Origin of the sequence: Mesorhizobium sp. LNHC221B00, assembly GCF_000502935.1 — a bacterium.
GTDB lineage: Bacteria > Pseudomonadota > Alphaproteobacteria > Rhizobiales > Rhizobiaceae > Mesorhizobium > Mesorhizobium opportunistum.
This window is the reverse complement of the sequence record NZ_AYWR01000001.1, coordinates 333,088-354,698: the sequence shown is the minus strand read 5'-3', so window position 1 is coordinate 354,698 and position 21,611 is coordinate 333,088. Positions and strand designations below refer to the sequence as shown.

Sequence of the window (21,611 nt, the reverse complement as noted above, 5' to 3'; positions counted from 1 at the left end):
AGTCACTTCTAAGTTGAAAGGTCAGGCATAAGAAAAACCCGCGCCAGCCGTGCCAGCGCGGGTTCCCCAAATCAAGTGTCGAAGTGCTTGGGAAGCGCTGGTCTTAAGCGACAGCGCTCTCAAAAGCGTTCGGCGTGGTGTTCTTCAGATATTCGAGCGCGACCTTGGCCTTGGCGACCAGCGCGGCGAAAGCCTGCGGCTCATGAATGGCCATGTCGGACAGGATCTTGCGATCGATCTCGATGCCGGCCTTGTTGAGGCCGTCGATGAAGCGGCCATAGGTCAGGCCGTGCTCGTGGGTCGCCGCGTTGATGCGCTGGATCCACAGCGCGCGGAACGAGCGCTTGCGGTTCTTGCGGTCGCGGTAAGCGTACTGCAGCGACTTTTCCACCGCCTGCTTGGCGATGCGGATGGTGTTCTTGCGGCGGCCGTAGAAGCCTTTGGCGGCTTTCAGGACCTTCTTGTGCTTGGCGTGCGAGGTGACGCCTCTCTTTACGCGTGCCATGTCATGATCTCCTTAAAAGCAATTCCAGGAAAGTGTGTTGCGGTTTTCCGTTCGGAATTGCGTAAAAACAAACGCCGTCCAGACCGAATGCCTTAGAGGCCGTTCGGCAGAAAATTCTTGATGACCTTCTTGCCATCCGGTTCAGCCAGAACCATCGTGCCGCGGGCATTTCGAATGAACTTGTTGGAACGCTTGATCATGCCGTGACGCTTGCCGGCCGCAGCCGACAGGACTTTACCCGTACCTGTGATCTTGAACCGCTTCTTGGCGGCCGACTTGGTCTTCATCTTGGGCATTTTGCTACTCCGTCTCGTTGGCGCACTATCGCGCTTCTTGTTCGCTTCGGGCCGACCAAAGCCCGAAAAGCAAATGAAACCGCCACGGCATGCCCTGCCGGGCGGTTTTCTTGAACGGCGGTGCTATACGTCAAAGCGGGCTTGTGTGCAACACCCACCGCGCCGCGCCTTTGCAGCCTCGGTCAGGGCAGCGTGAACCAGACCGGCAGCATGCCCGACTGCTGGGCGCCGTCGATCAGTTCGAACGCCGGCAGCGCAATGAGGAACACCAGGCCATCGAGCAGCGTGGTCAACAGCAGACGCGGCTTGAAGCTACCCGTATCTCCCTCCTGGTAGAGGGAAAGGTTCGGGAAGAAGCGCGGCACCCGCGCCAGATAGGCGGCATAGGGCGCACCGAGCGCTTCCTTGAGGAATTTCTCCTCGCGCAGAATGACGATGTGGAAGGCGCCCGCGCAGAGCAGCGCGAACAGGATGATGCCCGAGAAGGAGCCGATCTGGGCGCCGACGCCGGCCGCCGCCACGGTCGAGAACACATAGAGCGGGTTGCGGGTCATCGAATAGGGTCCGCCCGTCACTACCTCGGACGATTTGCGCCCGCCGATATAGAGCGTCGCCCAGAGGCGGCCGACGATGCCGAGGAAGATCAGCAGCACGCCGAACATCTCGATTGTTTCATGCACCGGCGTGTCGGGTGGGAAGGTCGACTGGCCGAAAAGCAGCGCCAGAAACAGCACCACCACGAGCACGGCAAGCACGAGCCGGCGTATCTGCTGGTAATTGCCCAGCCCGTATTTGAGTTCGTTGTCCAAGGGGTGTCCGATCGTCGAGGAGCTTAGCCGGCGATCGCGGCTTTAGCCGAGAAACAGGCGTCCCGCCGATCGCCGGGACGCTCTGCAAGACAATTCAGGCGGATTTGGAGCGCTGGCCACGCCTGACTTTATCGTGATCTCAGATGTTCAGCACACCTAGCGCGGCGCCAGCACCATCATCATCTGGCGGCCTTCGAGCTTCGGCTCGGCCTCGACCTTGGCGATGGTCGCCACTTCTTCGCGCACCTTGTTCAGAAGCTGCATGCCGAGCTCCATATGCGCCATCTCGCGGCCACGGAAGCGCAGCGTCAGCTTGACCTTGTCGCCTTCCTCGAAGAAGCGGCGAACCGCCTTCATCTTGGTCTCGTAGTCGTGGCTGTCGATGTTCGGGCGCATCTTGATCTCCTTGATCTCGATGACCTTCTGATTCTTGCGCGCCTCGGCCGCCTTCTTCTGGTTGGCGTATTTCAACTTGCCGAGATCGAGGATTTTTACGACGGGCGGCACCGCATTGGGCGATATTTCGACGAGATCGAGCCCTGCCTCTTCGGCGAGCAGCAATGCGTCGTTGATGGAAACATCACCGCGGTTCTGGCCTTCTGCGTCGATAAGCTGGACCCGGGGAACCCGGATATCACGGTTGGAGCGCGGCCCATCCTTGGTCGGCGCCGCTGCTTTGAAAGGTCTGCGAATGGTCGTGGTCTCCTTGGCCGTTTCGTTCCGGGTTTCGTCGGTCTGATGTGTGGACGCGTCAATGTGGTGAGCGCGCGGGCGGAGTCAATAGCACAGCATTGACAGAAAATCACCCTGATCGCGGGCCTGCACCAAACAAAGAGCATCGTGAGCACTTTTCGCCACGCCTGTGGCTGTGTCACAAGAACCCCGCGCCGAACAGGGCCCGAGGAAAAAGCCATGACCGCCACGCCCCCAGCCTTTCTGGATGTCGATGGATCGCGCATAGCAGTGCGCCATTCGACGGGTTCCACGCCGGGCATTGTCTGGCTCGGCGGCTACAAGTCGGACATGCTGGGCACGAAGGCTGAGACGCTGTCGGACTGGGCCGCGAGCGAAGGCCGGGCTTTCCTGCGCCATGACTATTCGGGCCATGGCGAGTCCGGCGGCGCCTTTGCCGACGGCACGATTTCGACATGGCTGTCGCAGAGCCTTGCCGTGTTCCGGAACTTCGCCAGGGGTAACCAGATACTGGTCGGTTCCTCGATGGGCGCCTGGATCGCGCTGCGCATGGTGCAGGAATTGCGCAAGGCGGGTGATGCAAGCGTCGTCGGCCTGGTGCTGCTGGCGCCGGCGCCGGATTTTACCGCCGAACTGGTCGAACCAGTGCTGACCAAGGCGCAGAAACGCGACCTCGCAAAAAAGGGGTTCTTCGCCGAGCCGTCGGACTATTCCCAGGAACCCTACATCTACACGCGCGCCTTGATCGAGGACGGGCGCGACAACCGGGTGATGACGGGTCCGATCGACACCCATTGCCCGGTTCACATCCTGCAAGGCTTGGCCGATGCGGACGTGCCGTCGAGCCACGCGCTGAAGCTGGTCAGTCTGCTGCCGGCCGATGATGTGACGCTGTCGCTGATCCCCGATGGTGACCACCGCCTGTCGCGGCCGCAGGATCTCGACATGCTGGTGCGGTCGGTCAGTGACATGGCCAAGCGGGGCTGATGAGCATGCGCCTTTCCATCCCGATCTCAGCCTTTGTCGCGGCCATCGTCGGCTTTGGCGGCACCCTGGCCATCGTCATTGCCGCCGCCCATGCGGTCGGCGCGACGCAAATCCAGACGGCGAGCTGGGTGACGACTATCTGCCTTGCCATGGCCATCGAGAGCCTGTGGCTGTCCTGGCGCACGAAAATGCCCGTCATCACCGCATGGTCGACGCCGGGCCTGGCGCTGATGGCGGCGTCGAGCGGTTTTTCGATCGGCGAGGCCGTCGCCGCCTTCATCGTCACCGCCATCCTGTTGATCGCCACCGGCCTGTTCAAGCCGTTGACGCAGCTGATCTCCAGGATACCGCCCTCGGTTGCTTCCGGCATGCTGGCCGGCATCGTCGTCACCTTCGCCCTCAACGCGGTCAAGACCGTTCCCGTCGACCCCTGGCTGATCCTGCCGCTGATCGCGGCCTTCTTCATCATCCGCCTGTTCAACCCGGCGCTGTCGGTGCTGGCGGTGCTGATCGGTGGCGGTCTCGCCGCCTTCTTGACCGGCCGTGTCGGCGGCCTGCCGACACCCGAATTGTCGACGCTGACGCTGATCGCGCCCGATTTCACCGCCAAGGCGATGATCGGCCTGGCGCTGCCGCTCTATCTCGTCACCATGGCCTCGCAGAACCTGTCGGGCCTCGCCGTGCTGCGCGCCGCCGGCTACCACCCCGAGCCCGGCCCGCTGATCGGCGTCACCGGCTTGTTTTCGCTGCTGTCGGCGCCGTTTGGCGGCTCGACCACCAATCTGGCGGCGATTTCGGCGGCGATCTGCACCGGGCCGGACGTTCACCCCGACCCAGCCGAGCGCTGGAAAACCGGGCCGTTCTATGCGCTCGCCTATCTCATCTTCGCGATTTTCGGCGCCTCGCTGGTGGCGATCTTCGCCGTCCTGCCGCAGAGCCTGATCGTGCTGGTGGCAGGGCTCGCGCTGATGGCGTCGCTCGCCAACGCGCTGGCCATCGCATTGAAGGACGAGGGGCAGCGCATGGCCGCCACGGTCACTTTCGTCGTCACCGCCTCGGGGCTGACGCTGTTCGGCGTCGGCGCCGCATTCTGGGGGCTGATTGCCGGCCTGGTCGTGCTTTTCCTCGATACGCTCAAAAAGCGATAATCATTTCAGACCTTTGTCCGGTTTTGGCGGACATTGTCTTGAATCGCCGTTTTTGCCTTCCCATTTCGATTCCACGCAGCCGGTCCTGGCTGTCTCCAACCGAAGGAATGGGAGAAAATGAACACATCTGCATTGATCCGCCCGGCCTGGACGCCGGCGACCATCGCCTTGATGGTGATCGGCTTCATGGTGTTCTGGCCGCTCGGCTTCGCCATGCTCGCCTACATCATCTGGGGCGACCGGCTCGACGGCTTCAAGCGTGACGTCAACCGCGCGACCGACGGCATCTTCGCCGGCTGCCGCCGTGGTTCCGACAAGGCCGCGCGCTGGGGTCACGGCTCCGCCCGCACCGGCAACGTCGCTTTCGACGACTGGCGCGAAAAGGAACTTGAGCGCTTGAACGAAGAGCGCCGCAAGCTCGACGAGATGCTGACGCAGTTCGACGAGTATGCCCGCGAATTGCGCCGCGCCAAGGACCAGGACGAGTTCGATCGCTTCATGGCGAACCGCAACAAGTCGACTGCCCCGACGAAGACCGATCCGAGCACCGGAACGACCACCACCAAGCGTGGCAAAGGTTCGAACCTGCTCGACGACTGAAGCCTAGCGACAGGGCCAAGGTATGATGACGGCGTCGCGTGAGCGGCGCCGTTTCTTTTTTGTTCTATTCGTTTTTCTCGAATCGCGTATCGTCCCGCCATGACCATCGGATTCTTTCGCAATCTGACGAAGCCCAAGCCCACGCCCGCCGTGGAGCGGGAATATTGTGTCGCCGGCCGCACGCTGCCGCTCAAGATCGTCGAGAGCGCCAGGGCGCGGCGCCTGACGCTGCGCATCGATTCCGGCGGCCAGGGCCTGCGCATCACCGTTCCGCCGGGCCTGCGCCGAGGCGAGGTGGACCGGTTCCTCGAGCGCCATCAGGCCTGGCTGGAGCAGCGGCTGGCCAAGGTGCCGACCCGGCCGCAGGTGCGGCCCGGCATCAGGATCCCGATACGCGGCGTGCCGCACCGCATCGTCCATGAGCCGTCGAAGCGCGGCACAGTCACCGTCTCGCGCGACGAGCGCGGCCCGCTGCTCATCGTGCATGGCGACCGGATCCACCTGCCGCGCCGCATCGCCGATTTCTTGAAGCGCGAGGCCAAGAAGGAGATCGAGAAGCTGGTGGTCAAACACACCGGGGCGCTCGGCAAGCGCGCCAAGGCGATCCGCTACAAGGACACCTCCAGCCGCTGGGGTTCATGCACCTCGGAGGGCAACCTGTCCTTCTCGTGGCGCATCATGATGGCGCCGCAGCCCGTCATAAACTACCTCGTGGCCCATGAGGTGGCGCATCTCAAGGAGATGAACCACGGTCCGAAATTCTGGAAATTGTGCGAGAAACTCTGCCCCGACACCGACCGCTGCAAGGATTGGCTGAAGCGCAATGGCGGGGCGCTGCAGGCGATCATGTTCGAGTAGGGTGCCTCAATCGTCGTTCGCCGCATTGAGCTCATCCGGCCGCAGCCCCTCGTCGCCATGATGCGGCCAGGGCAGGAAGTCGCGGTCGAAGGCGTCGCTGCCGAAATAATCCAGTGCCCGGTGCGCCTCGGCGCCGTTGAAGGCGGCCTTGTCTATCAGGTGGGCGATGACCTCGCGCGCCTGCACGATCTTCTGCCTCAATTCGGCAACGGTTCTGTCGGCCATGATTGTGCTCCCGCCTGGCATTCACTCCATCAATAGGTAGTGCCTTTGGCGTTGCCGGCAAACAGCATGCTTTTTCTCGACTCTTGGCGCGTTTCATGCCAATTCCCGCGTCATGGCGCTCGACATCAAGATCTGCGGCTTGAAGACCGACCAGGCAATGGCCGCAGCCCTTGCCGGCGGTGCCAGCCATGTCGGCTTTATTTTCTTTGCCAAGAGCCCGCGCTATCTTGAACCGGCCGAGGCCGGTCGTCTGCGCGAAGCCGCGCGCGGCAAAGCCTTGGCCGTTGCCGTGACGGTTGACGCCGGCGACGGCTTCCTGGACGAGATCGTCGCCAAAATGCAGCCCGACATGCTGCAGCTGCACGGTTCGGAAACGCCCGAGAGGGTGGCCGAGGTCAAGGCCCGCCATAGCCTGCCGGTGATGAAGGCGCTGCCGCTCAGCGAGGCTGCCGATCTCGACCGGATAAGGCCGTTCATCGGCGTCGCCGACCGGTTCCTGTTCGACGCCAAGCGGCCAAAGGGTTCCGAGCTGCCGGGCGGCAACGGCGTCACCTTCGACTGGCGCATTCTCGCCGGCCTTGACGCCGGCGTCGATTACATGCTTTCCGGTGGGCTCAACGCCGCCAACATCGGCGATGCCCTTCGCCTTGCCAATCCGCCCGCAATAGACATTTCCTCGGGCGTGGAAAGCGCGCCGGGCGTCAAGGATCCGGCGCTGATCGAGCAGTTTTTCCGGGCCGTCAGGGCAGCACGCGACGATCGCGCCGCCTGAACAACTCTTTCAAACCAGGAGATCGGCGATGAACAAGCCGGCGACACCCAATTCCTTCCGCACCGGACCCGACGAGCAGGGCATGTTCGGCATCTTCGGCGGTCGTTTCGTCGCCGAAACGTTGATGCCGCTGATCCTCGACCTCGAACGGCACTGGAACGAGGTCAAGGACGATCCGGATTTCAGAGCTGAACTGACGGATCTTTCGACCCACTATGCCGGCCGGCCCTCGAAACTCTATTTCGCCGAAGGCCTGACCAGGCATCTTCGCGAGGTTTCCGCGGCGAAGGGCCTGGGCGGCGGCGCAAAGGTCTATTTCAAGCGCGAGGACCTGAACCACACCGGTTCGCACAAGATCAACAACTGCCTCGGCCAGATCCTGCTTGCCAAGCGCATGGGCAAGAAGCGCATCATCGCCGAGACCGGCGCCGGCCAGCACGGCGTCGCGTCCGCCACCGTCGCCGCCCGCTTCGGCTTTCCCTGCGTCGTCTATATGGGTGCCACCGACGTCGCCCGCCAAAGCCCCAACGTCTTCCGCATGAAGCTGCTCGGGGCCGAAGTGCGGCCGGTGACAGCAGGCCACGGCACGCTGAAGGACGCCATGAACGAGGCCCTTCGCGATTGGGTGACCAATGTCGAGGATACCTATTACCTGATCGGCACCGCCGCCGGCCCGCATCCCTATCCGGAGCTGGTGCGCGACTTCCAGTCGGTCATCGGCACCGAGGCGCGCGCGCAGATCCTCGAACAGGAAGGCCGGCTGCCGGACACCATCATCGCGGCTGTCGGCGGCGGCTCCAATGCCATCGGCCTGTTCCATCCCTTCCTCGACGACAAGGAGGTCCGCATCATCGGCATCGAAGCCGGCGGACGCGGTCTCGACGGCATCGAGCATTGCGCCTCGATGAACGCCGGCGCGCCGGGCGTGCTGCACGGCAACCGCACCTACCTCCTGCAGAATGCCGACGGCCAGATCATGGACGGCCATTCGATCTCGGCCGGTCTCGACTATCCCGGCGTCGGCCCCGAGCATTCCTGGCTGCGCGACTCCGGCCGCGTCGACTATGTGCCGATCCTCGACGACGAGGCGCTGGAGGCCTTCAAGCTGACGACGCGGGTCGAAGGCATCATCCCGGCGCTGGAATCCGCGCACGCCATTGCGCATGCGGTGAAGATCGTGCCCGCCATGGACAAGGACCAGATCGTCATCGTCAACCTGTCCGGCCGTGGCGACAAGGACGTGCACACGGTTGCCTCGATGCTGGGTATGGAGATCTGATCATGGTGACCCGCATCGACCGCCGCATGGCAAAACTGAAAGCCGAAGGCCGCCCGGCGCTCGTCACCTATTTCATGGGCGGCGACCCCGACTACGACACCTCCCTGTCGATCATGAAGGCGCTGCCCAAGGCCGGCGCCGACGTCATCGAGCTCGGCATGCCGTTTTCCGATCCGATGGCCGATGGCCCGGCGATCCAGGCGGCAGGCCTGCGTGCGCTGAAAGGCGGCCAGACGCTGGTCAAGACGCTGAAGATGGCGTCGGACTTCCGCTCCGGTGACAATGAAACGCCGATCGTGCTGATGGGCTATTACAACCCGATCTACATCTACGGCGTCGATCGCTTCCTCAAGGACGCCATCGCCAGCGGCATCGATGGGTTGATCGTCGTCGACCTGCCGCCGGAGATGGATGAGGAACTCTGCATTCCGGCGCTGAAAGCCGGCATCAACTTCATCCGCCTGGCGACGCCGACCACCGACGACAAGCGCCTGCCCAAGGTGCTGCAGAACACGTCGGGTTTCGTCTACTACGTGTCGATGACCGGGATCACCGGCTCGGCGCTCGCCGATACCGGCAAGGTGGCGGCGGCTGTCCAGCGCATCAAGGGCCATACAGACCTGCCGGTCTGCGTCGGCTTCGGCGTCAAGACCGCCGAGCAGGCGCGTGTCATCGGCGCCAATGCCGATGGCGTCGTCGTCGGCACCGCGATCGTTAACGCGGTCGCCAATGTGCTGGGGCCGAAGGGCGAGAAGACCGCCGACCCGGCGGAGGCCGTCGCCACGCTGGTCAGCGGGCTGGCGCAAGGCGTGCGCTCGGCCCGCCTTGCTGCCGCCGAATAGTTTCCTTACCTCTGGTCTTGTGCATGTCGTTCTCCCGCGTGGCCTGCACTAACTCTTCGTCAGGACAGGAGCCGAAGCGATGAACTGGATCACCAATTACGTTCGCCCGAAGATCAATTCGATGCTCGGCCGGCGCACCGACATGCCCGAGAATCTCTGGATCAAGGATCCCGAGACCGGTGAGATGGTGTTCCACAAGGACCTGGAGTCCAACCAGTTCGTCATCCCGTCCTCCGGCCACCACATGAAGATCTCGGCCAAGGAGCGGCTGAAATACTTCCTCGATGACGGCAAGTACGAGCAGCTCGAAAACCCCAAGGTGGTGCAGGACCCGCTGAAGTTCCGCGACGAGAAGCGCTACACCGACCGGTTGAAGGACGCCAAGGCCAAGACCGGCCTGGAAGATGCGATCGTCAACGCGCTGGGCTCCGTCGAAGGGCTGCCGGTGGTGGTGACGGTGCAGGACTTCGCCTTCATGGGCGGCTCGCTCGGCATGGCGGCGGGCGACGCCATCGTGCATGCTTTCGAGGTCGCCTTGCAGCGCAAGCGGCCGCTGATCCTGTTCGCCGCCTCTGGCGGCGCCCGCATGCAGGAAGGCATTTTGTCCCTCATGCAATTACCGCGCACCACGGTCGGTGTCGACCGGCTGAAGGAAGCCGGCCTTCCCTACATCGTCGTGCTGACCAATCCGACCACCGGCGGCGTCACCGCCTCCTACGCCATGCTGGGCGACGTGCACATCGCGGAACCCGGCGCCCTGATCGGCTTTGCCGGGCCGCGCGTCATCGAACAGACCATCCGCGAAAAACTGCCGGACGGCTTCCAGCGCTCCGAATATCTGATGGAGCATGGCATGGTCGATATGGTGGTGTCGCGGCTGGAACTGCGCCAGACCATCTCACGGCTGCTGAAGATGCTGCTCAAGATGCCGGAAGAGCAAAAGCCGCTGCAGCCGGAAATCCTGCCGCCGGCGGTGGTCTCCGCCGAGGCACGGCCGCAGGCCTGACGCGACACGACACGCCGCGACCGTGATTGCACGAGGGCAGTCGCGCGCTGTAGCCTTTTGATTGCCATGGCCATTCCGGAATTGATTCTGGTTCTCGGGCCATGCTCAGGGAATCTGTCATGACGACGCTCGCCGCCGACCGCGAAATCGAAGCCCTGATGGCGCTTCACCCGAAAGGCTTCGACCTTTCGCTCGAACGCATCACGCGGCTCTTGGAGCGGCTTGGCAATCCGCAGGATCTGCTGCCGCCGGTCATCCATATCGCCGGTACCAACGGCAAGGGCTCCTGCGCCGCCTTCTCGCGGGCGCTGCTTGAGGCTTCCGGCCGTCTCGTCCACGTCCACACCTCGCCGCATCTGGTCAGCTGGCACGAGCGCTACCGGCTTGCCGCCGAGGGTGGCGGCAGGCTGGTCGACGACGATGTCTTCGCCGAGGCCATCGCCCGCGTCGCCAAGGCCAATGACGGCCAGAAGATCACCGTCTTCGAAATCCTCACCGCCGTCACCTTCATCCTGTTTTCCGAACACCCGGCCGAAGCCGCCATCATCGAGGTCGGCCTCGGCGGCCGCTTCGACGCCACCAATGTCGTGGAAAGGCCCGCCGTGTCGGTGATCATGCCGGTGTCGATGGACCACGAGGCCTATCTCGGCGACCGGGTCGAGCTGATCGCCGCCGAAAAGGCCGGCATCATGAAGCGTGGTTGCCCCGTGGTGATCGGCTCGCAGGAAAGCGAGACAGCGCTGCAGGTGCTGATCGAAACCGCCGAGCGGCTGGAATGCCCGACCTTCGTCTACGGCCAGGATTTCCTCGCCTTCGAGGAAAACGGCCGCATGGTCTACCAGGACGAGGACGGGCTGATGGACCTGCCGCTGCCGCGCCTGCCCGGTCGCCACCAGGTCGCCAACGCGGCGGCGGCGATCGCCGCGGTCAAGGCAGCCGGCTTCGAGATCAGCCACCGCGCCGCCGAAAAGGCGATGGCCGCCGTCGCCTGGCCCGGCCGTATGCAGAAACNGGCGCAGGGCCGGCTGGCGGAGCTGGCGCCAAGGGGCGCCGACATCTGGCTCGACGGCGGTCACAATCCGGGCGCCGGCGTGGTCGTTGCCGAGGCACTGGCCGAACAGGAAGAAAAGAACCCGCGTCCGCTGTTTCTCATCTCGGGCATGATCAACACCAAGGACCAGAGTGGCTATTTCCGTGCCTTCAAGGGCCTCGTCCGGCATGTCTACACCGTGCCGGTGAATACGAGCGACGCCGGCGTGCCGAATGACGAACTGGCGATCCGCGCCACGGAAGCCGGGTTGACGGCCGAGCCGATGAGTTCCGTTGCCAACGCGCTGATGCTGCTGCGCGACACCTGGGACGGTCCGCCGCCGCGTATCCTGATCGGCGGCTCGCTTTATTTGGCCGGCGCGGTGTTGGACGAGAACGGCACGCCACCGACCTGAGGCCATTCACTGCAAGGAGCCAGTCATGATCAAGGTCAAGCAGCTCGCCCATGTCTGCATCTTCGCGCATGACCTCGAAGCGACGCGGAGCTTCTATCGCGACGTGCTCGGCCTCGACACGCAGTTCAACTTCGTGCGCGGCGGCAAGGTGTTCGGCTTCTATCTCAATTGCGGCGGCCGCAGCCATGTCGAGGTGTTCCAGAAGGATGGCACTGCATACAGCGAGCAGAACCAGATCAACCACTTCTGCCTTGAGGTGGAAAACATCGACGCGGCGATTGCCCATATCAAGTCAAAGGGCATCGAGGTCACGGCCAAAAAACACGCATGCGACGACACTTTCCAAGCATGGATCCGCGATCCCAACGGTGTGAAGATCGAACTGTTCGAATACACCGACGAAAGCGCGCAATTCGTCGGTGGCGACCGCATCGCCGACTGGTGATCGCTCAGCGGTGCGACCGGCTTATTTCAGCTCGACCTCGATAAACGCGTACTCGCCCTCATTGGCGTTGATGACATCGTGTTCAACACCCTCCTTGCGGAAATAGGGTGAGCCCTTCTTCATTTCGGCGAAGGTTTCGCCATCCTTGGTGACCAGTTTCACCTTGCCGTCCATCAGCGGCACCACGACATAGTCGTGGCCGTGGCGGTGCCAGCCGGTGTTGTCGCCCGGCTGGAAGCGGTACTCGGTGACGATGACGCGCTCATTGTCGATGAAGACGGTGGCCTTGGCGGATCCGGTCATGACGTTCTCCCTCTATCTGCTGCCACCAGTAGACATGGAGTGCCCGGACGTGAGGGCCAGAGAAGCCCAGCGATGACGCCAACAAAAAGCCCGGCGCGAGGCCGGGCTTTTCAATCCGAATTTTTCCGGGGGTCAGGCGAGGCTGCCATTGATCCAGTGCGAGAGCGCGGTCTTGGGTGCGGCACCAACCTTCATGTCGGCCACTTCGCCGCCCTTGAAGATCATGAGCGTCGGGATCGAGCGCACGCCGAACTGCGCGGCGAGTTCGGGGTTCTCGTCGATGTTGAGCTTGGCGATCTTCACTTTAGCGCCAAGTTCGGTGGCGATGTCTTCGAGCGCCGGGGCGATCATCTTGCAGGGACCGCACCATTCCGCCCAGAAATCGACGACCACCGGTACGTTGGCGTTAAGCACATCGGCCTGGAAATTGCTCTTGTCGACCTTGACCGTAGTCATGCGGAAAATCCTTTCGAAAGTTTTCGTCGCACCAAATGTGGTGGTTATCGCGCCCTTCTTCAAGCAGGTCTTGTGTCACGCTCCCGTGAGTCGGGCAAGGGCGTCATCCATGGCCCTGGCCGGCAGTTCGATCAGCCGTGGCGCTTCGGTAAACAGCAAGGCCGCCTTGACCTCGCGCCCTGGATAAAGCGGCTGCAAGAGGGCGCGATAGAGCGCCAACTGCAGCAGATAGGCCGGCGGGACCTCCGCCAGGGAGGCAGGCGCAGGCCGGTTGGTCTTGTAGTCGACGATCGACACCGCGTCCGCTGTCACCGCCAGCCGGTCGATCTTGCCCGAAATCGAGCGCGTTTTACCCCTTACCTCCAGGCTGCCCATGATCGCGACCTCGGCGCGCGAGGATGGCGCAAACAGCTGGCCGAGATGGGGGTCGGCAAGGATGGCGATGACCGAGGCCAGGGCTTTTTCGCGCTCTGCCGGCGGCCATTCCGCACCCGTTCGCGCGAGGTAGCGTGCCGCCGCGCCCTCCCGTTGGTCCTCGGCAATGCCGGGCAGCATTTGCAGCAATTTATGCAGCGCGAGCCCGCGCAGCACGGCAAATCCTGGCTCGGCATCGGCATCGAGCACCGGCGAAGCTTTGTCGACCACCGTTTCCTTGCCTTCTTCGATCAGCGCCGAGGCGCCGGACGGTGACAGGGGGCGCGGCAGATCCTCGAAGGGCGGCAAGGGCCGAAACAGGTTCGCCGGCAAAGGGCCGAAAGCATCGGTCTGGCGCCTCTGTTCGACAGCGCTTGGCGCGACCGGGGGCAGCTCGGTGACACGGAAACGGTACACCGGCTCGCCGCTGGCAGGATGCGCACGCTGTTCGCTCTCCGGCGCCCCGATCAGCGCACGGCTTACGATCGAATGCCAGGTGCCGGTGTTCGGCGCCCGCTTGCCGTGATAGCCGCAGACGATCAGCCGGTCCTCGGCGCGGGTCATGCCGACATAGAGCAGCCGGCGGTATTCGTCGTCGGCGAGTTCGCGAGCCCGCGCCGCTGCTGCCTTCGAGAAGCCGTTCGCGACATCGCTGGCCGAACGCCAGAGATAACCTTTGCCGACCCAGCCCGAGCCGTCGAATGGCATCAGGCGTGGCAAATGCTGGTCGCTGAACGGGGCGGAGCCGCCATCGACCAGGAACACGACAGGCGCTTCCAGGCCCTTGGCGGCATGCACGGTCATGACGCGGACCTCGTCGCGGGTCTGGTCCATCTCACGCTTGATCTCGGGCCCGGCGTTTTCCAGCGTCGACAGGAAGGCTTCCAGCCCGGGCAGGCCGGTTCGTTCCTCGGCAAGGCAGAAACTCAGGAACTCATCGAGAATGTCGCCGGCTTCCGGGCCGAGCCGCGCGATCATCTTGCGGCGCACGCCATCACGTGCCAGGAGGCCGGCATAAAATTCGAACACCGGCTTGAAGGCGGCCTCATCGGTCCAGATGTCGAGTTGGGCGACGACTAGCGCCAGCGCTTCGCTTTCGCCGGCATGCTGGCGCAGCGACGCGGCCAGCGACAGGCCGGGCGCTCGTTGCGCTGCCAGCGCAAAAAGCGTCTCCTCCGGCAGGTCGAAGATCGGGCTGCGCAGCACGGCTGCAAGCGACAGATCGTCCTGCGGCTGGATGAGGAGGCGGCCGAGCGCGATCAGGTCCTTGACCGCGATGTGGCCGGGCAAGCTCAGCCGGTCGGCGCCGGCGACCGGGATATCACGGCGCTTGAGCGCCCGCGTCAGCGCGTGGACGAAGCTGTCGCGCTTGCGCACCAGCACCAGCACGTCGCCCGGCCGCAGCCGCTTGCCGCGGCCCTCGATGATCTCTCCGCTGCCGATCCAGCCGGCAATCGTGGCCGCGACATTCTCGGCAACCCGCACCGCCGGCGCGTGGGCGTGGTCGATTGCCTGCGTCCAGTCGTCGGGCTCGTCGACGATATCGGCACCGATCGACGGCCACACCTCGACATAGCCCGGCGCGTCGGTGCGGATCGCCTTGTGGCTCAGCGGGTCGGGATCGTGGCTGATGCCGCGCCGCACGACAGGATCGGCAAAGACGCGGTCGACGGCGGAAAGCACATCGTCGGTCGAGCGGAACGACCAGGTCAGCTTGAGGTCGGCGAAGGAAGCCTCGGCATCGCGCACCCGCCCGGCGAACAGCAGCCGGCTGTCGGCGAAGGAATCTGGCGCGGCCCCTTGGAAGGAATAAATCGACTGCTTCTCGTCGCCGACCGCGAACACCGTGCGGTGGACACGGTCGCGGGCGCCGAAGCCGGCGAAAAATTCTTCCGCCAGCCGCTTCACCACTTCCCATTGATCCGGGCTGGTGTCCTGCGCCTCGTCGAGCAGGATGTGGTCGATGCCTTGGTCGAGCTTGTATTGCACCCACGGGCCGGCATCGGGCCGCGCCAGGAGGTTGACCGTGCGGGTGATCAAATCGTTGAAGTCGAGAAAGCCGCGGCCGCGCTTCAGCACCTCGTAGCGGGCGATCAGCCAGTCGGCGATGGTCAGCGCGGCAGCCGTGCCTTCCAGCATCCGGAACAGCGCCAGCCGGTCGACGGTCTCGATGATGGCGTTGGATGCCGACAGGAAACGCTCGGCCAGATCCGGCAGCCGGTCGGTCAGCGCTTTCTTGAAGGCCTTTGCCGGATCGTAGGGATGGCCATCGGTCTTGAGGAAGGCCCTTGCAAGCTGCTGCAGGCGGCGAACCGGATCGGTCTGGGCGAAGGCCTGGCGCGCATAGGGCAGGATGTTGTTCAGCACCGACCTGGCGTCGGTGGATTCGGCGGCCTGGGCAAAGCCGGTGAAATAGTCCGGCAGGAAGCCGGGCAGCGGCCAGGCCGAGGCCGCTATGCCCTCGGCGCTCTGGCCAGGGCGGAAATGGAATTCATCGAACAAGGGCTGGAAGCCGTCGCGCCCGACCGCTTCGAGGAAGTGGCGCAAGCCGTCGCGCTTGCGCACGATCTCGCCCAGCAAGGCGTCAAGCCCGGCTTCGCCGCCGCGCTCCAGTACGGTTGCGAAGGCCTCGGTCAAATCCGCGTCACCGGCGGCCGAAATCATCTCCCGGCGCGCGGCGGCAAAGAGCGACGCTTCCATCTGGCTGTCCAGCATCTCGAAATGGGCCGGGATGTTGGCTTCCAGCGGGAACTGGTGGAGCACGGATTCGCAGAAGGCGTGGATGGTCTGGATCTTCAGCCCGCCCGGCGTCTCCAGCGCCTCGGCGAACAGCCGACGCGCGCGGCGCATGGTGTCGCGGTCGGGCCGGCGGCCTTCCAGCGCTTCGATCCTGGCGGCGAGGTCCGGGTCGCCGAGGGATGTCCATTCCGACAGCGTCGAGAACACCCGGTTCGACATGTTGGCGGCCGCGGCGCGCGTGTAGGTTAGGCACAGGATCTTCGACGGATCGGTGCCGTTGAGCAGCAGCCGGATGACGCGCTGGGCCAGCACATGGGTCTTGCCGGAGCCGGCATTGGCCGACACCCAGGCGGAGTTCTGGGGATCGGCCGCGCGAGCCTGGCTGGTCGCGGTGTCGCTCGGGATGGGATAGGCCTTCTTCATGCCTCCCCTCCCTCGTCACCGGCATCGCCGCCGGCCGACCATTCGAGCACGCGGGCGAGGTGGTCGTAGTCGCCATCGGTCTCGCCTTCGCGAAACGGCAGCGCCCGCGACAGATAGCCGGTCTTAGAGTCGGCATAATTGATCAGAAGCTTTTCCAGCCGTGCCCAGGCTTCTTCCGCCAGATCGGAAGCGGTTCGCGGCTGGCGATTGTGTTCGAGGATGGACTCTTCGAACACCTCGCCGTTCGGCTTCAGCCGGATGAAGGCCAATTGGGAGGGCTCGCATGCGCCCAGATCCTTGAAGGCACCGCGCCTGAGCAGTGCGCCTTCGAGCGCCAGCTGCGGCGCCAGCAGCGTGTGTGCCTGTGCCTTGGAGGGCGAGGAGCCGGTCTTGTAGTCTAGTATGTCGGCCATGCCGCCGGCCAGCAGGTCGACGCGGTCGGCATAACCGGACAGCGTCACGCCGGACTGGCTGACGACGGTTTTTCCGGCGCGCTCCTCGGCATGCCGCCGTATCACCGCGTCGGCGCGGGTGCGTTCCCATTCGATGATGTTGGCGGCGAGTTTTTCGAAGCGCGGCCACCACACCGCCTCGACATCGGGCGGCAGGGCGGCCTCGGCAAAACAGGCGCGCCCGGCAGCGATAAGGCCGGCAAGCGCGTCTGGCGCGCGCGGGTCGGCCACGCTGGAGGAGAACAGGTGGAGAATGGCGTGGAACAGCGTGCCGCGCTCGGCCGCACCGGGATCGCGGATGAGCGGCTCGAGCGGCATCAGGCCGAGGATCCGCCTGGCATAGACGGCGTAGGGGTCGCGGCGCAGGGTCTCGATCTCGGTGACGGAGAAGTGCGTCGGGCGCACTGACAGCGGCGGCTTGGGCTGCGGCCGTGGTGCGAAATCTTGCTTAGGCCCGGTATCCAGCGCGCGCGCCCAGGCGAGCAGCTCGTCGCCTCGCCGGCGCAGTGTTGCCGCCTGGTCGCTGCCGATGAAGGTCAGCAGCCGCTGCAGCCAGCGCGACGGAACCGCCGGTGCGTCGCCGGAACGCGCCGAGCGCGCCAACAGCACCTTCCTCGCGCCCATCGCCATCTGGAAATCATGAGCGGCAAGGCCGATGCGCCGTTCGGGAGGCTCGAGGTCGATGCCGGTCTTCATCAGCCGCGACATGAAGCGGTCGCTCTCGGGCTTGCGCGGCCACACGCCTTCGTTGAGCCCGCCGATGACCAGCGTGTCGACATCCTGCAGCCGTGCTTCCAGCGCGCCCCAGATGGCGATGTTCCGGTCGGTGCCCTGTGCCGGCTTCACCGTTTCGGGCGCGATCAGCGCGTCCATCACGTCGGGCCACTCGTTCGCCGCGAACGACAGCGTTGCCGGAGCCGCGACCAGCCCGCGCAGCAATTCGGCGAGTTTTTCGCCGGCATCGCCGGCGTAGAGTTCGCCAAGCCCGCCATCGGCGGTACGGCCGAGATCCTCCAGCGCCACCACGCTGGCTTCCACCAGCGCGGCAAGGTCGGCGGTCGCCTGGCCGCGAAACGCTGCAAGCGGCGCCAGCGCTCGGTTGAGACGTTCGAGCAAATCCCGCGCGCTTTCAATGGCGCGCACGGTCAGCTGCGCAACCCAGAAGGGCGGCCGGCTGCCTTCGCCGAGGTTGGTGAGGCGGGCCTCGAACAAGTCCGGCAGCGAAGCGATGTCGGGGCGGCCGGTACCGCCGCGCAGCGCCACCAGTTCGACCAGTTCCGCCGCATGGCGCACGTCGGCTCTCCCCAGACCCAGACAGAGCAGGGGATGCTTGAGCAGGGACAAGAGACCGACCGGATCGCCTGGCCGGAACACCGCTTCGAGCGCCAGCCTGAGCAGGCTTGCCGCCGGGCTGTTGGCGAGCGGCGTGCCGCCGGAATCATCGGCGACGACGCCGAAGCGCTTGAGTTCGACCGAGACGCGTCGCGCCAGCGCACGGTCGCCGGTGACGAGAGCAGCCCTTTGGCCCGGTTCTTCGACCGCTCGCTTGAGCGCGACGGCGATGGCGACGGCCTCGTCGCGCTCGCTGGCGGCTTCGAGCAGCGTCACGTCGGCGAAGGCAGCGGCAATGTCCGGCGCGGAAAATGCGTTACGCGTCTCGGCCCACAATTCGGTGGTTTCGGCCGGCCGCAGCGCCTCGCCGACAAGGGCCGCGCGGAGCGCCAGCCGGGGTTCGGCCACGCCGATCTCCTCGACATCGCCGCGCAGCACGCCGATCTTGCCGATCAGCCTGGCCAGGCCGTATTGCGGATGGCCGAGCACGGCCGGCCGCGCGCCGGGTGCGACAAGCGCCTGGAAGGACGCTTCGTCCAACGTCCGGTCGAGCCCGGGCAGCACGATGGCGCCGCCGGGCAAGCGGGCTATCGCGGCAAGCAGTTCAGCCGTCGCGGGTATCGAACCGGTCGACCCCGCGGCGATCACCGGCCCGGCGGGCGGATTGCGCCGCAGCCGCGCGGCTTCCGCCCTAATCAGCGCGCTGCGATGCGCGGCCGGATTGGACCGGTCTTGCTCTTCGAGGAATTTCGGCCAGGCATCGGTGACGATGCCGAGGAACTCCAGCGTCACCTGCCACCATCCGGCAAGATTGCCGGTCACCAGGCCTTCAAGCTTCGCCCAGTCCGTGCCTTCCGTCTCGATCTCGTCCATCAGCCCCGCAAGGTCGCGCGCCAGCCAGATCGCGTCGGCGGTCGAGGCCGGAATGACGATCTCCTCGGAGAAAAGTTTGGCCACATGGGCCGGCAGCCGGCGTTTCCAGGCGCGCACCAGCGGCGTCAGCAGCAACAGCCGTTCGGTCGCCCCGATCGGTGGCGCAAGGTCGATCGCCGCCGACGGCTCTGCTTCGAAAGCGGCTTCGTCCTCGTCGAATTCGCCGAGCGGCCGGATGACCGGCAGGATCGCCGAACCGCCGCCGCCGCGCGCCTTCAGGCTGTCGACGAAGACGCCGCGCAAGGCCCGCGCCGCGCGGCGCGTCGGCACATAGATGGTGACGTCGGCCAAAGCGAGCGGATCGCCATCGAAGCGAAACCCTGGAACCAGTCGGCCGGCAAGCAGCGCCTCGGCCAGCGTCGGCAGGAACGGCGCACCGGAGGGAATGGAGAAAACGCGGCTTGGGCCGCTCATTGCGACTCGTATGGCGCGCCGGCGACTGCTGCTTCGGCGAGCGGGATGGCATCGGGCGTGCCGACGGTGATCCAATGACCGTGCATCGGCATGCCGAACAGGCGGCCGGCTGCAATGGCTTTGTCGAAATAGGCGTTGAGCGAATGCGGTTCGGTCGACGCATTCTTGAACAGACGCGGATGGATGATCGCCGCGCCGGCATAGATCAGGCCCGCCGGGTCTCCTTTCGAACGCCGCAAGGCGCCGTCTGGCGCCACGAGGAAGTCGGTGGAGCCGCAATGTCCGGTCGCCTGATGGAGATCCGCCAGCATCAGCAGAATATCCATTTTTGCCGCGTGCCATGCAAGGGCGAGGCGGCCGAGATTGAGCGGACCATGATCGATCCAGAACGTGTCGGCGTTGAGGATGTAGAAGGGTTGCGCGCCCAGCTGCGGCAGCGCCTTGACGATGCCGCCGGCGGAATCGAGCAGCCGCTCGCTTTCATCGGAGATGATGATGCGCGGCACATGGCGCGCCGCGACATGGGCGACGATCTGTTCGTGGAGATAGTGGACGTTGACCACGGCCTTGCCGACACCGGCGGCGGCCAGGCTGTCGAGACCCCAGTCGAGCAAGGTCTTGCCGGCGACCCGGACCAGCGGCTTGGGGATGGTGTCGGTGATCGGCCGCATGCGCTTGCCGAGCCCGGCGGCGAGTACGATCGCAGTGTCTGGTCTCGCTGTCACAGCGCACGTTCCTCCAGCAGCCCGTGCGCATCGTAGAACTCCCGCAGGCTGCCGAGCGCGGGGTGGGACAGTGCCCGGCGCAGATAGTCGCGGATGCGCGGCAGGTGCTTCAGATAATAGGGTTTGCCGTCGCGCTTTTCGAGCCGCACGAAAATGCCGAGGATCTTGGAATTGCGCTGCGCGGCCATGATTGCATAGAATTCCAGAAAGCTCGCCTCGTCGAAAGCGCCCGCCGCATGGCGCGCCGCGACATAGGCATTGAGCGTCTTTCTCTCGATCCCGGGCGATATGGTGACGCGGGCATCCATGGCAAGCGACGCCAGATCATAGGCTGAAGGCCCGATCAGCGCATCCTGGAAATCGACGATGCCCAGCCGGTCATGGCCGGAGCGGTCGCCGCGCCAGATGATGTTGGGCGAATGGAAGTCGCGCAGCATCAGCGTGTATTCACTGGCCCGCAGCCGGTCGAAAAGCGCGTTCCACTCCCTGGTATAGCCGGCGCGCAAATCGTCGCTTGGCGGACCGCCCGATATCGCCGGCACGTACCAGTCGACCAGCAGGTCGGCCTCGATCATCATCGCGGCGCGGTCGAATGGCGGTACGGTATGGAACCTGCCCGGCCCGGTTCCGAGGCGATGCGGCCAGGTCTTGCCATGCATCATGGCCAGCAGTTCGGCGGCCGCCGCGTAGCGCTCCGCCAGCGGCTCGCCATCTTTCCCGAGAAAACCTTCCGAGCCGAGATGTTCGATGAGCAGGAATCCCTGGTCCTGGTCCTCGGCATGGATGTCGGGAACGCTGACGCCGCCGGCCTTCAAGGCACGGTCGATGGCGACGAAGGCCGAGACCGACTGGGCGGTGTGGGCGATCACCGCATAGGGCTTGCCGTCGCGCACCGGCGGGCCGAGCACCAGCCGCGGCGAGTTCATCAGCACCCGCGGCTCCTGGCCGGCAAGCGACACGATCTCATAGGAACGGGCAGAGGCATCGCCGATGAAATGGCGACGTTGTGCCTCGCCCCAGCCGGCGCTTTCCAGAAAGCCGCGCATGGCCAGCGACCGTGCCGCGCGGTCGAAGGCCGCCCCTTGCCCCGACAAGCGTGCCAGACGCCCTTCGCCATGCTGGACAAGCTCGATCAACAGCGATGCCTTCGGCAGATAGCCTTCTGCCCGTTCAGGCCATTCGACCAGGGCTGCCCCTTGCGTCAGCGCTTCGTCGAAACCGAGTTCGTCGAGTTCGGCCGCCGAGGACAGGCGGTAGAGATCGAAATGATGGACCGGAATACGGGTGTCGTAGCTTTGCACCAGGGTGAAGGTCGGGCTCGGCACGTCGAGACCGGCATCGTCCGCCAGCGTCCGGATCAGGGCCCGCGCCAGCGTCGATTTGCCGGCGCCGAGGTCGCCCTTGAGCGCCAGCACGTCGCCCGCGCGCAGAGCCAGCGCCAGGTCCTCGCCCAGCCGCGCCGTCTCTGTCTCGTCCGCGAGCAAACGCTCCAGCACCAGGGCCGTCATCG

At 65.0% G+C, this 21,611-nt stretch carries 21 protein-coding genes; 10 read left to right on the top strand and 11 right to left on the bottom strand.

Annotated elements, in window-relative coordinates; translation table 11 throughout:
- Positions 1 to 103 precede the first annotated feature (103 nt).
- The 4 genes from rplT to infC all read right to left on the bottom strand — a co-directional run bounded on the left by rplT (position 104) and on the right by infC (position 2,303).
- Entirely contained in the window at positions 104 to 505 is a 402-nt protein-coding gene (rplT, locus tag X741_RS164565; RefSeq protein WP_006201247.1) for a 50S ribosomal protein L20, read from the bottom strand.
- A gap of 92 nt (positions 506 to 597) precedes the next feature.
- On the bottom strand, positions 598 to 801 hold the full coding sequence (gene rpmI, locus X741_RS164570; protein ID WP_006201248.1) for a 50S ribosomal protein L35: 204 nt from the start codon (positions 799 to 801) through the stop codon (positions 598 to 600).
- Positions 802 to 983: 182 nt separating this feature from the next.
- Positions 984 to 1,610: an isoprenylcysteine carboxylmethyltransferase family protein gene (locus X741_RS164575; protein WP_023775974.1), complete on the bottom strand. Its 627-nt coding sequence runs from the start codon at positions 1,608 to 1,610 to the stop codon at positions 984 to 986.
- A 156-nt stretch (positions 1,611 to 1,766) separates the two neighbouring features.
- Positions 1,767 to 2,303 (bottom strand): translation initiation factor IF-3, encoded by a 537-nt coding sequence (gene infC / locus X741_RS164580; protein ID WP_010912915.1) that lies wholly within the window; start codon positions 2,301 to 2,303, stop codon positions 1,767 to 1,769.
- Between the two features lie 219 nt (positions 2,304 to 2,522).
- Here infC and X741_RS164585 point away from each other — a divergent pair, with 219 nt between their 5' ends.
- The 4 genes from X741_RS164585 to X741_RS164600 all read left to right on the top strand — a co-directional run bounded on the left by X741_RS164585 (position 2,523) and on the right by X741_RS164600 (position 5,896).
- On the top strand, positions 2,523 to 3,290 hold the full coding sequence (locus X741_RS164585; RefSeq protein ID WP_023775973.1) for an alpha/beta hydrolase: 768 nt from the start codon (positions 2,523 to 2,525) through the stop codon (positions 3,288 to 3,290).
- Between the two features lie 5 nt (positions 3,291 to 3,295).
- On the top strand, positions 3,296 to 4,438 hold the full coding sequence (locus tag X741_RS164590) for a benzoate/H(+) symporter BenE family transporter (protein WP_023765625.1): 1,143 nt from the start codon (positions 3,296 to 3,298) through the stop codon (positions 4,436 to 4,438).
- Between the two features lie 117 nt (positions 4,439 to 4,555).
- Entirely contained in the window at positions 4,556 to 5,038 is a 483-nt protein-coding gene (locus X741_RS164595) for a DUF2852 domain-containing protein (protein WP_013891662.1), read from the top strand.
- A gap of 99 nt (positions 5,039 to 5,137) precedes the next feature.
- Positions 5,138 to 5,896, top strand: coding sequence for a M48 family metallopeptidase (locus tag X741_RS164600; protein WP_023775972.1), 759 nt, complete (start codon positions 5,138 to 5,140; stop codon positions 5,894 to 5,896).
- Positions 5,897 to 5,902: 6 nt separating this feature from the next.
- On the opposite strand, the gene X741_RS164605 is transcribed toward X741_RS164600, so the two are convergent.
- Positions 5,903 to 6,121 carry a hypothetical protein gene (locus X741_RS164605; protein ID WP_023775971.1) on the bottom strand — a complete coding sequence of 73 codons (219 nt, stop codon included), beginning with the start codon at positions 6,119 to 6,121 and terminating at the stop codon, positions 5,903 to 5,905.
- 112 nt (positions 6,122 to 6,233) lie between these two features.
- Between X741_RS164605 and X741_RS164610 the strand changes: the two genes are divergently transcribed.
- From X741_RS164610 to X741_RS164635, 6 genes are all read left to right on the top strand, one after another.
- On the top strand, positions 6,234 to 6,893 hold the full coding sequence (locus X741_RS164610) for a phosphoribosylanthranilate isomerase (RefSeq protein WP_023775970.1): 660 nt from the start codon (positions 6,234 to 6,236) through the stop codon (positions 6,891 to 6,893).
- Positions 6,894 to 6,921: 28 nt separating this feature from the next.
- Positions 6,922 to 8,172, top strand: coding sequence for a tryptophan synthase subunit beta (gene trpB, locus X741_RS164615; RefSeq protein WP_023775969.1), 1,251 nt, complete (start codon positions 6,922 to 6,924; stop codon positions 8,170 to 8,172).
- Between the two features lie 2 nt (positions 8,173 to 8,174).
- On the top strand, positions 8,175 to 9,014 hold the full coding sequence (gene trpA, locus X741_RS164620) for a tryptophan synthase subunit alpha (protein WP_013891653.1): 840 nt from the start codon (positions 8,175 to 8,177) through the stop codon (positions 9,012 to 9,014).
- Positions 9,015 to 9,093: 79 nt separating this feature from the next.
- Positions 9,094 to 10,020, top strand: a complete 927-nt coding sequence (gene accD, locus X741_RS164625; RefSeq protein ID WP_023775968.1) for an acetyl-CoA carboxylase, carboxyltransferase subunit beta — start codon at positions 9,094 to 9,096, stop codon at positions 10,018 to 10,020.
- 119 nt (positions 10,021 to 10,139) lie between these two features.
- On the top strand, positions 10,140 to 11,465 hold the full coding sequence (locus X741_RS164630; protein WP_023775967.1) for a folylpolyglutamate synthase/dihydrofolate synthase family protein: 1,326 nt from the start codon (positions 10,140 to 10,142) through the stop codon (positions 11,463 to 11,465).
- A gap of 25 nt (positions 11,466 to 11,490) precedes the next feature.
- Positions 11,491 to 11,910 (top strand): VOC family protein, encoded by a 420-nt coding sequence (locus tag X741_RS164635; protein ID WP_023775966.1) that lies wholly within the window; start codon positions 11,491 to 11,493, stop codon positions 11,908 to 11,910.
- A gap of 21 nt (positions 11,911 to 11,931) precedes the next feature.
- On the opposite strand, the gene X741_RS164640 is transcribed toward X741_RS164635, so the two are convergent.
- The 6 genes from X741_RS164640 to tsaE form a co-directional block, all read right to left on the bottom strand.
- Positions 11,932 to 12,213 (bottom strand): cupin domain-containing protein, encoded by a 282-nt coding sequence (locus tag X741_RS164640; protein WP_023775965.1) that lies wholly within the window; start codon positions 12,211 to 12,213, stop codon positions 11,932 to 11,934.
- Between the two features lie 132 nt (positions 12,214 to 12,345).
- The gene (gene trxA, locus X741_RS164645; RefSeq protein ID WP_013891648.1) at positions 12,346 to 12,669 is read right to left on the bottom strand and encodes a thioredoxin; all 324 of its coding nucleotides are present in this window, start codon (positions 12,667 to 12,669) and stop codon (positions 12,346 to 12,348) included.
- Positions 12,670 to 12,744: 75 nt separating this feature from the next.
- Positions 12,745 to 16,245 carry a double-strand break repair helicase AddA gene (gene addA, locus X741_RS164650; RefSeq protein WP_023775964.1) on the bottom strand — a complete coding sequence of 1,167 codons (3,501 nt, stop codon included), beginning with the start codon at positions 16,243 to 16,245 and terminating at the stop codon, positions 12,745 to 12,747.
- Positions 16,242 to 19,376 (bottom strand): double-strand break repair protein AddB, encoded by a 3,135-nt coding sequence (gene addB / locus X741_RS164655; RefSeq protein WP_023775963.1) that lies wholly within the window; start codon positions 19,374 to 19,376, stop codon positions 16,242 to 16,244. Before addB ends, addA begins: the two co-directional genes overlap by 4 nt.
- Positions 19,373 to 20,101, bottom strand: coding sequence for a nucleotidyltransferase family protein (locus X741_RS164660; protein WP_023775962.1), 729 nt, complete (start codon positions 20,099 to 20,101; stop codon positions 19,373 to 19,375). The genes addB and X741_RS164660 overlap by 4 nt, the downstream gene beginning before the upstream one ends.
- Positions 20,098 to 21,609, bottom strand: a complete 1,512-nt coding sequence (gene tsaE, locus X741_RS164665; RefSeq protein ID WP_023775961.1) for a tRNA (adenosine(37)-N6)-threonylcarbamoyltransferase complex ATPase subunit type 1 TsaE — start codon at positions 21,607 to 21,609, stop codon at positions 20,098 to 20,100. Before tsaE ends, X741_RS164660 begins: the two co-directional genes overlap by 4 nt.
- Positions 21,610 to 21,611 lie beyond the last annotated feature (2 nt).

What these genes read in the sequence shown, in the direction of transcription:
- tsaE (WP_023775961.1), bottom strand. Translation starts at nt 21,609, where the DNA reads ATGACGGCCCTGGTGCTGGAGCGTTTGCTCGCGGACGAGACAGAGACG.
- X741_RS164640 (WP_023775965.1), bottom strand. Translation starts at nt 12,213, where the DNA reads ATGACCGGATCCGCCAAGGCCACCGTCTTCATCGACAATGAGCGCGTC.
- X741_RS164635 (WP_023775966.1), top strand. Translation starts at nt 11,491, where the DNA reads ATGATCAAGGTCAAGCAGCTCGCCCATGTCTGCATCTTCGCGCATGAC.
- trpA (WP_013891653.1), top strand. Translation starts at nt 8,175, where the DNA reads ATGGTGACCCGCATCGACCGCCGCATGGCAAAACTGAAAGCCGAAGGC.
- X741_RS164600 (WP_023775972.1), top strand. Translation starts at nt 5,138, where the DNA reads ATGACCATCGGATTCTTTCGCAATCTGACGAAGCCCAAGCCCACGCCC.
- accD (WP_023775968.1), top strand. Translation starts at nt 9,094, where the DNA reads ATGAACTGGATCACCAATTACGTTCGCCCGAAGATCAATTCGATGCTC.
- X741_RS164590 (WP_023765625.1), top strand. Translation starts at nt 3,296, where the DNA reads ATGCGCCTTTCCATCCCGATCTCAGCCTTTGTCGCGGCCATCGTCGGC.
- X741_RS164605 (WP_023775971.1), bottom strand. Translation starts at nt 6,121, where the DNA reads ATGGCCGACAGAACCGTTGCCGAATTGAGGCAGAAGATCGTGCAGGCG.
- rplT (WP_006201247.1), bottom strand. Translation starts at nt 505, where the DNA reads ATGGCACGCGTAAAGAGAGGCGTCACCTCGCACGCCAAGCACAAGAAG.
- trxA (WP_013891648.1), bottom strand. Translation starts at nt 12,669, where the DNA reads ATGACTACGGTCAAGGTCGACAAGAGCAATTTCCAGGCCGATGTGCTT.
- addA (WP_023775964.1), bottom strand. Translation starts at nt 16,245, where the DNA reads ATGAAGAAGGCCTATCCCATCCCGAGCGACACCGCGACCAGCCAGGCT.
- X741_RS164610 (WP_023775970.1), top strand. Translation starts at nt 6,234, where the DNA reads ATGGCGCTCGACATCAAGATCTGCGGCTTGAAGACCGACCAGGCAATG.
- rpmI (WP_006201248.1), bottom strand. Translation starts at nt 801, where the DNA reads ATGCCCAAGATGAAGACCAAGTCGGCCGCCAAGAAGCGGTTCAAGATC.
- addB (WP_023775963.1), bottom strand. Translation starts at nt 19,376, where the DNA reads ATGAGCGGCCCAAGCCGCGTTTTCTCCATTCCCTCCGGTGCGCCGTTC.
- X741_RS164595 (WP_013891662.1), top strand. Translation starts at nt 4,556, where the DNA reads ATGAACACATCTGCATTGATCCGCCCGGCCTGGACGCCGGCGACCATC.
- trpB (WP_023775969.1), top strand. Translation starts at nt 6,922, where the DNA reads ATGAACAAGCCGGCGACACCCAATTCCTTCCGCACCGGACCCGACGAG.
- X741_RS164585 (WP_023775973.1), top strand. Translation starts at nt 2,523, where the DNA reads ATGACCGCCACGCCCCCAGCCTTTCTGGATGTCGATGGATCGCGCATA.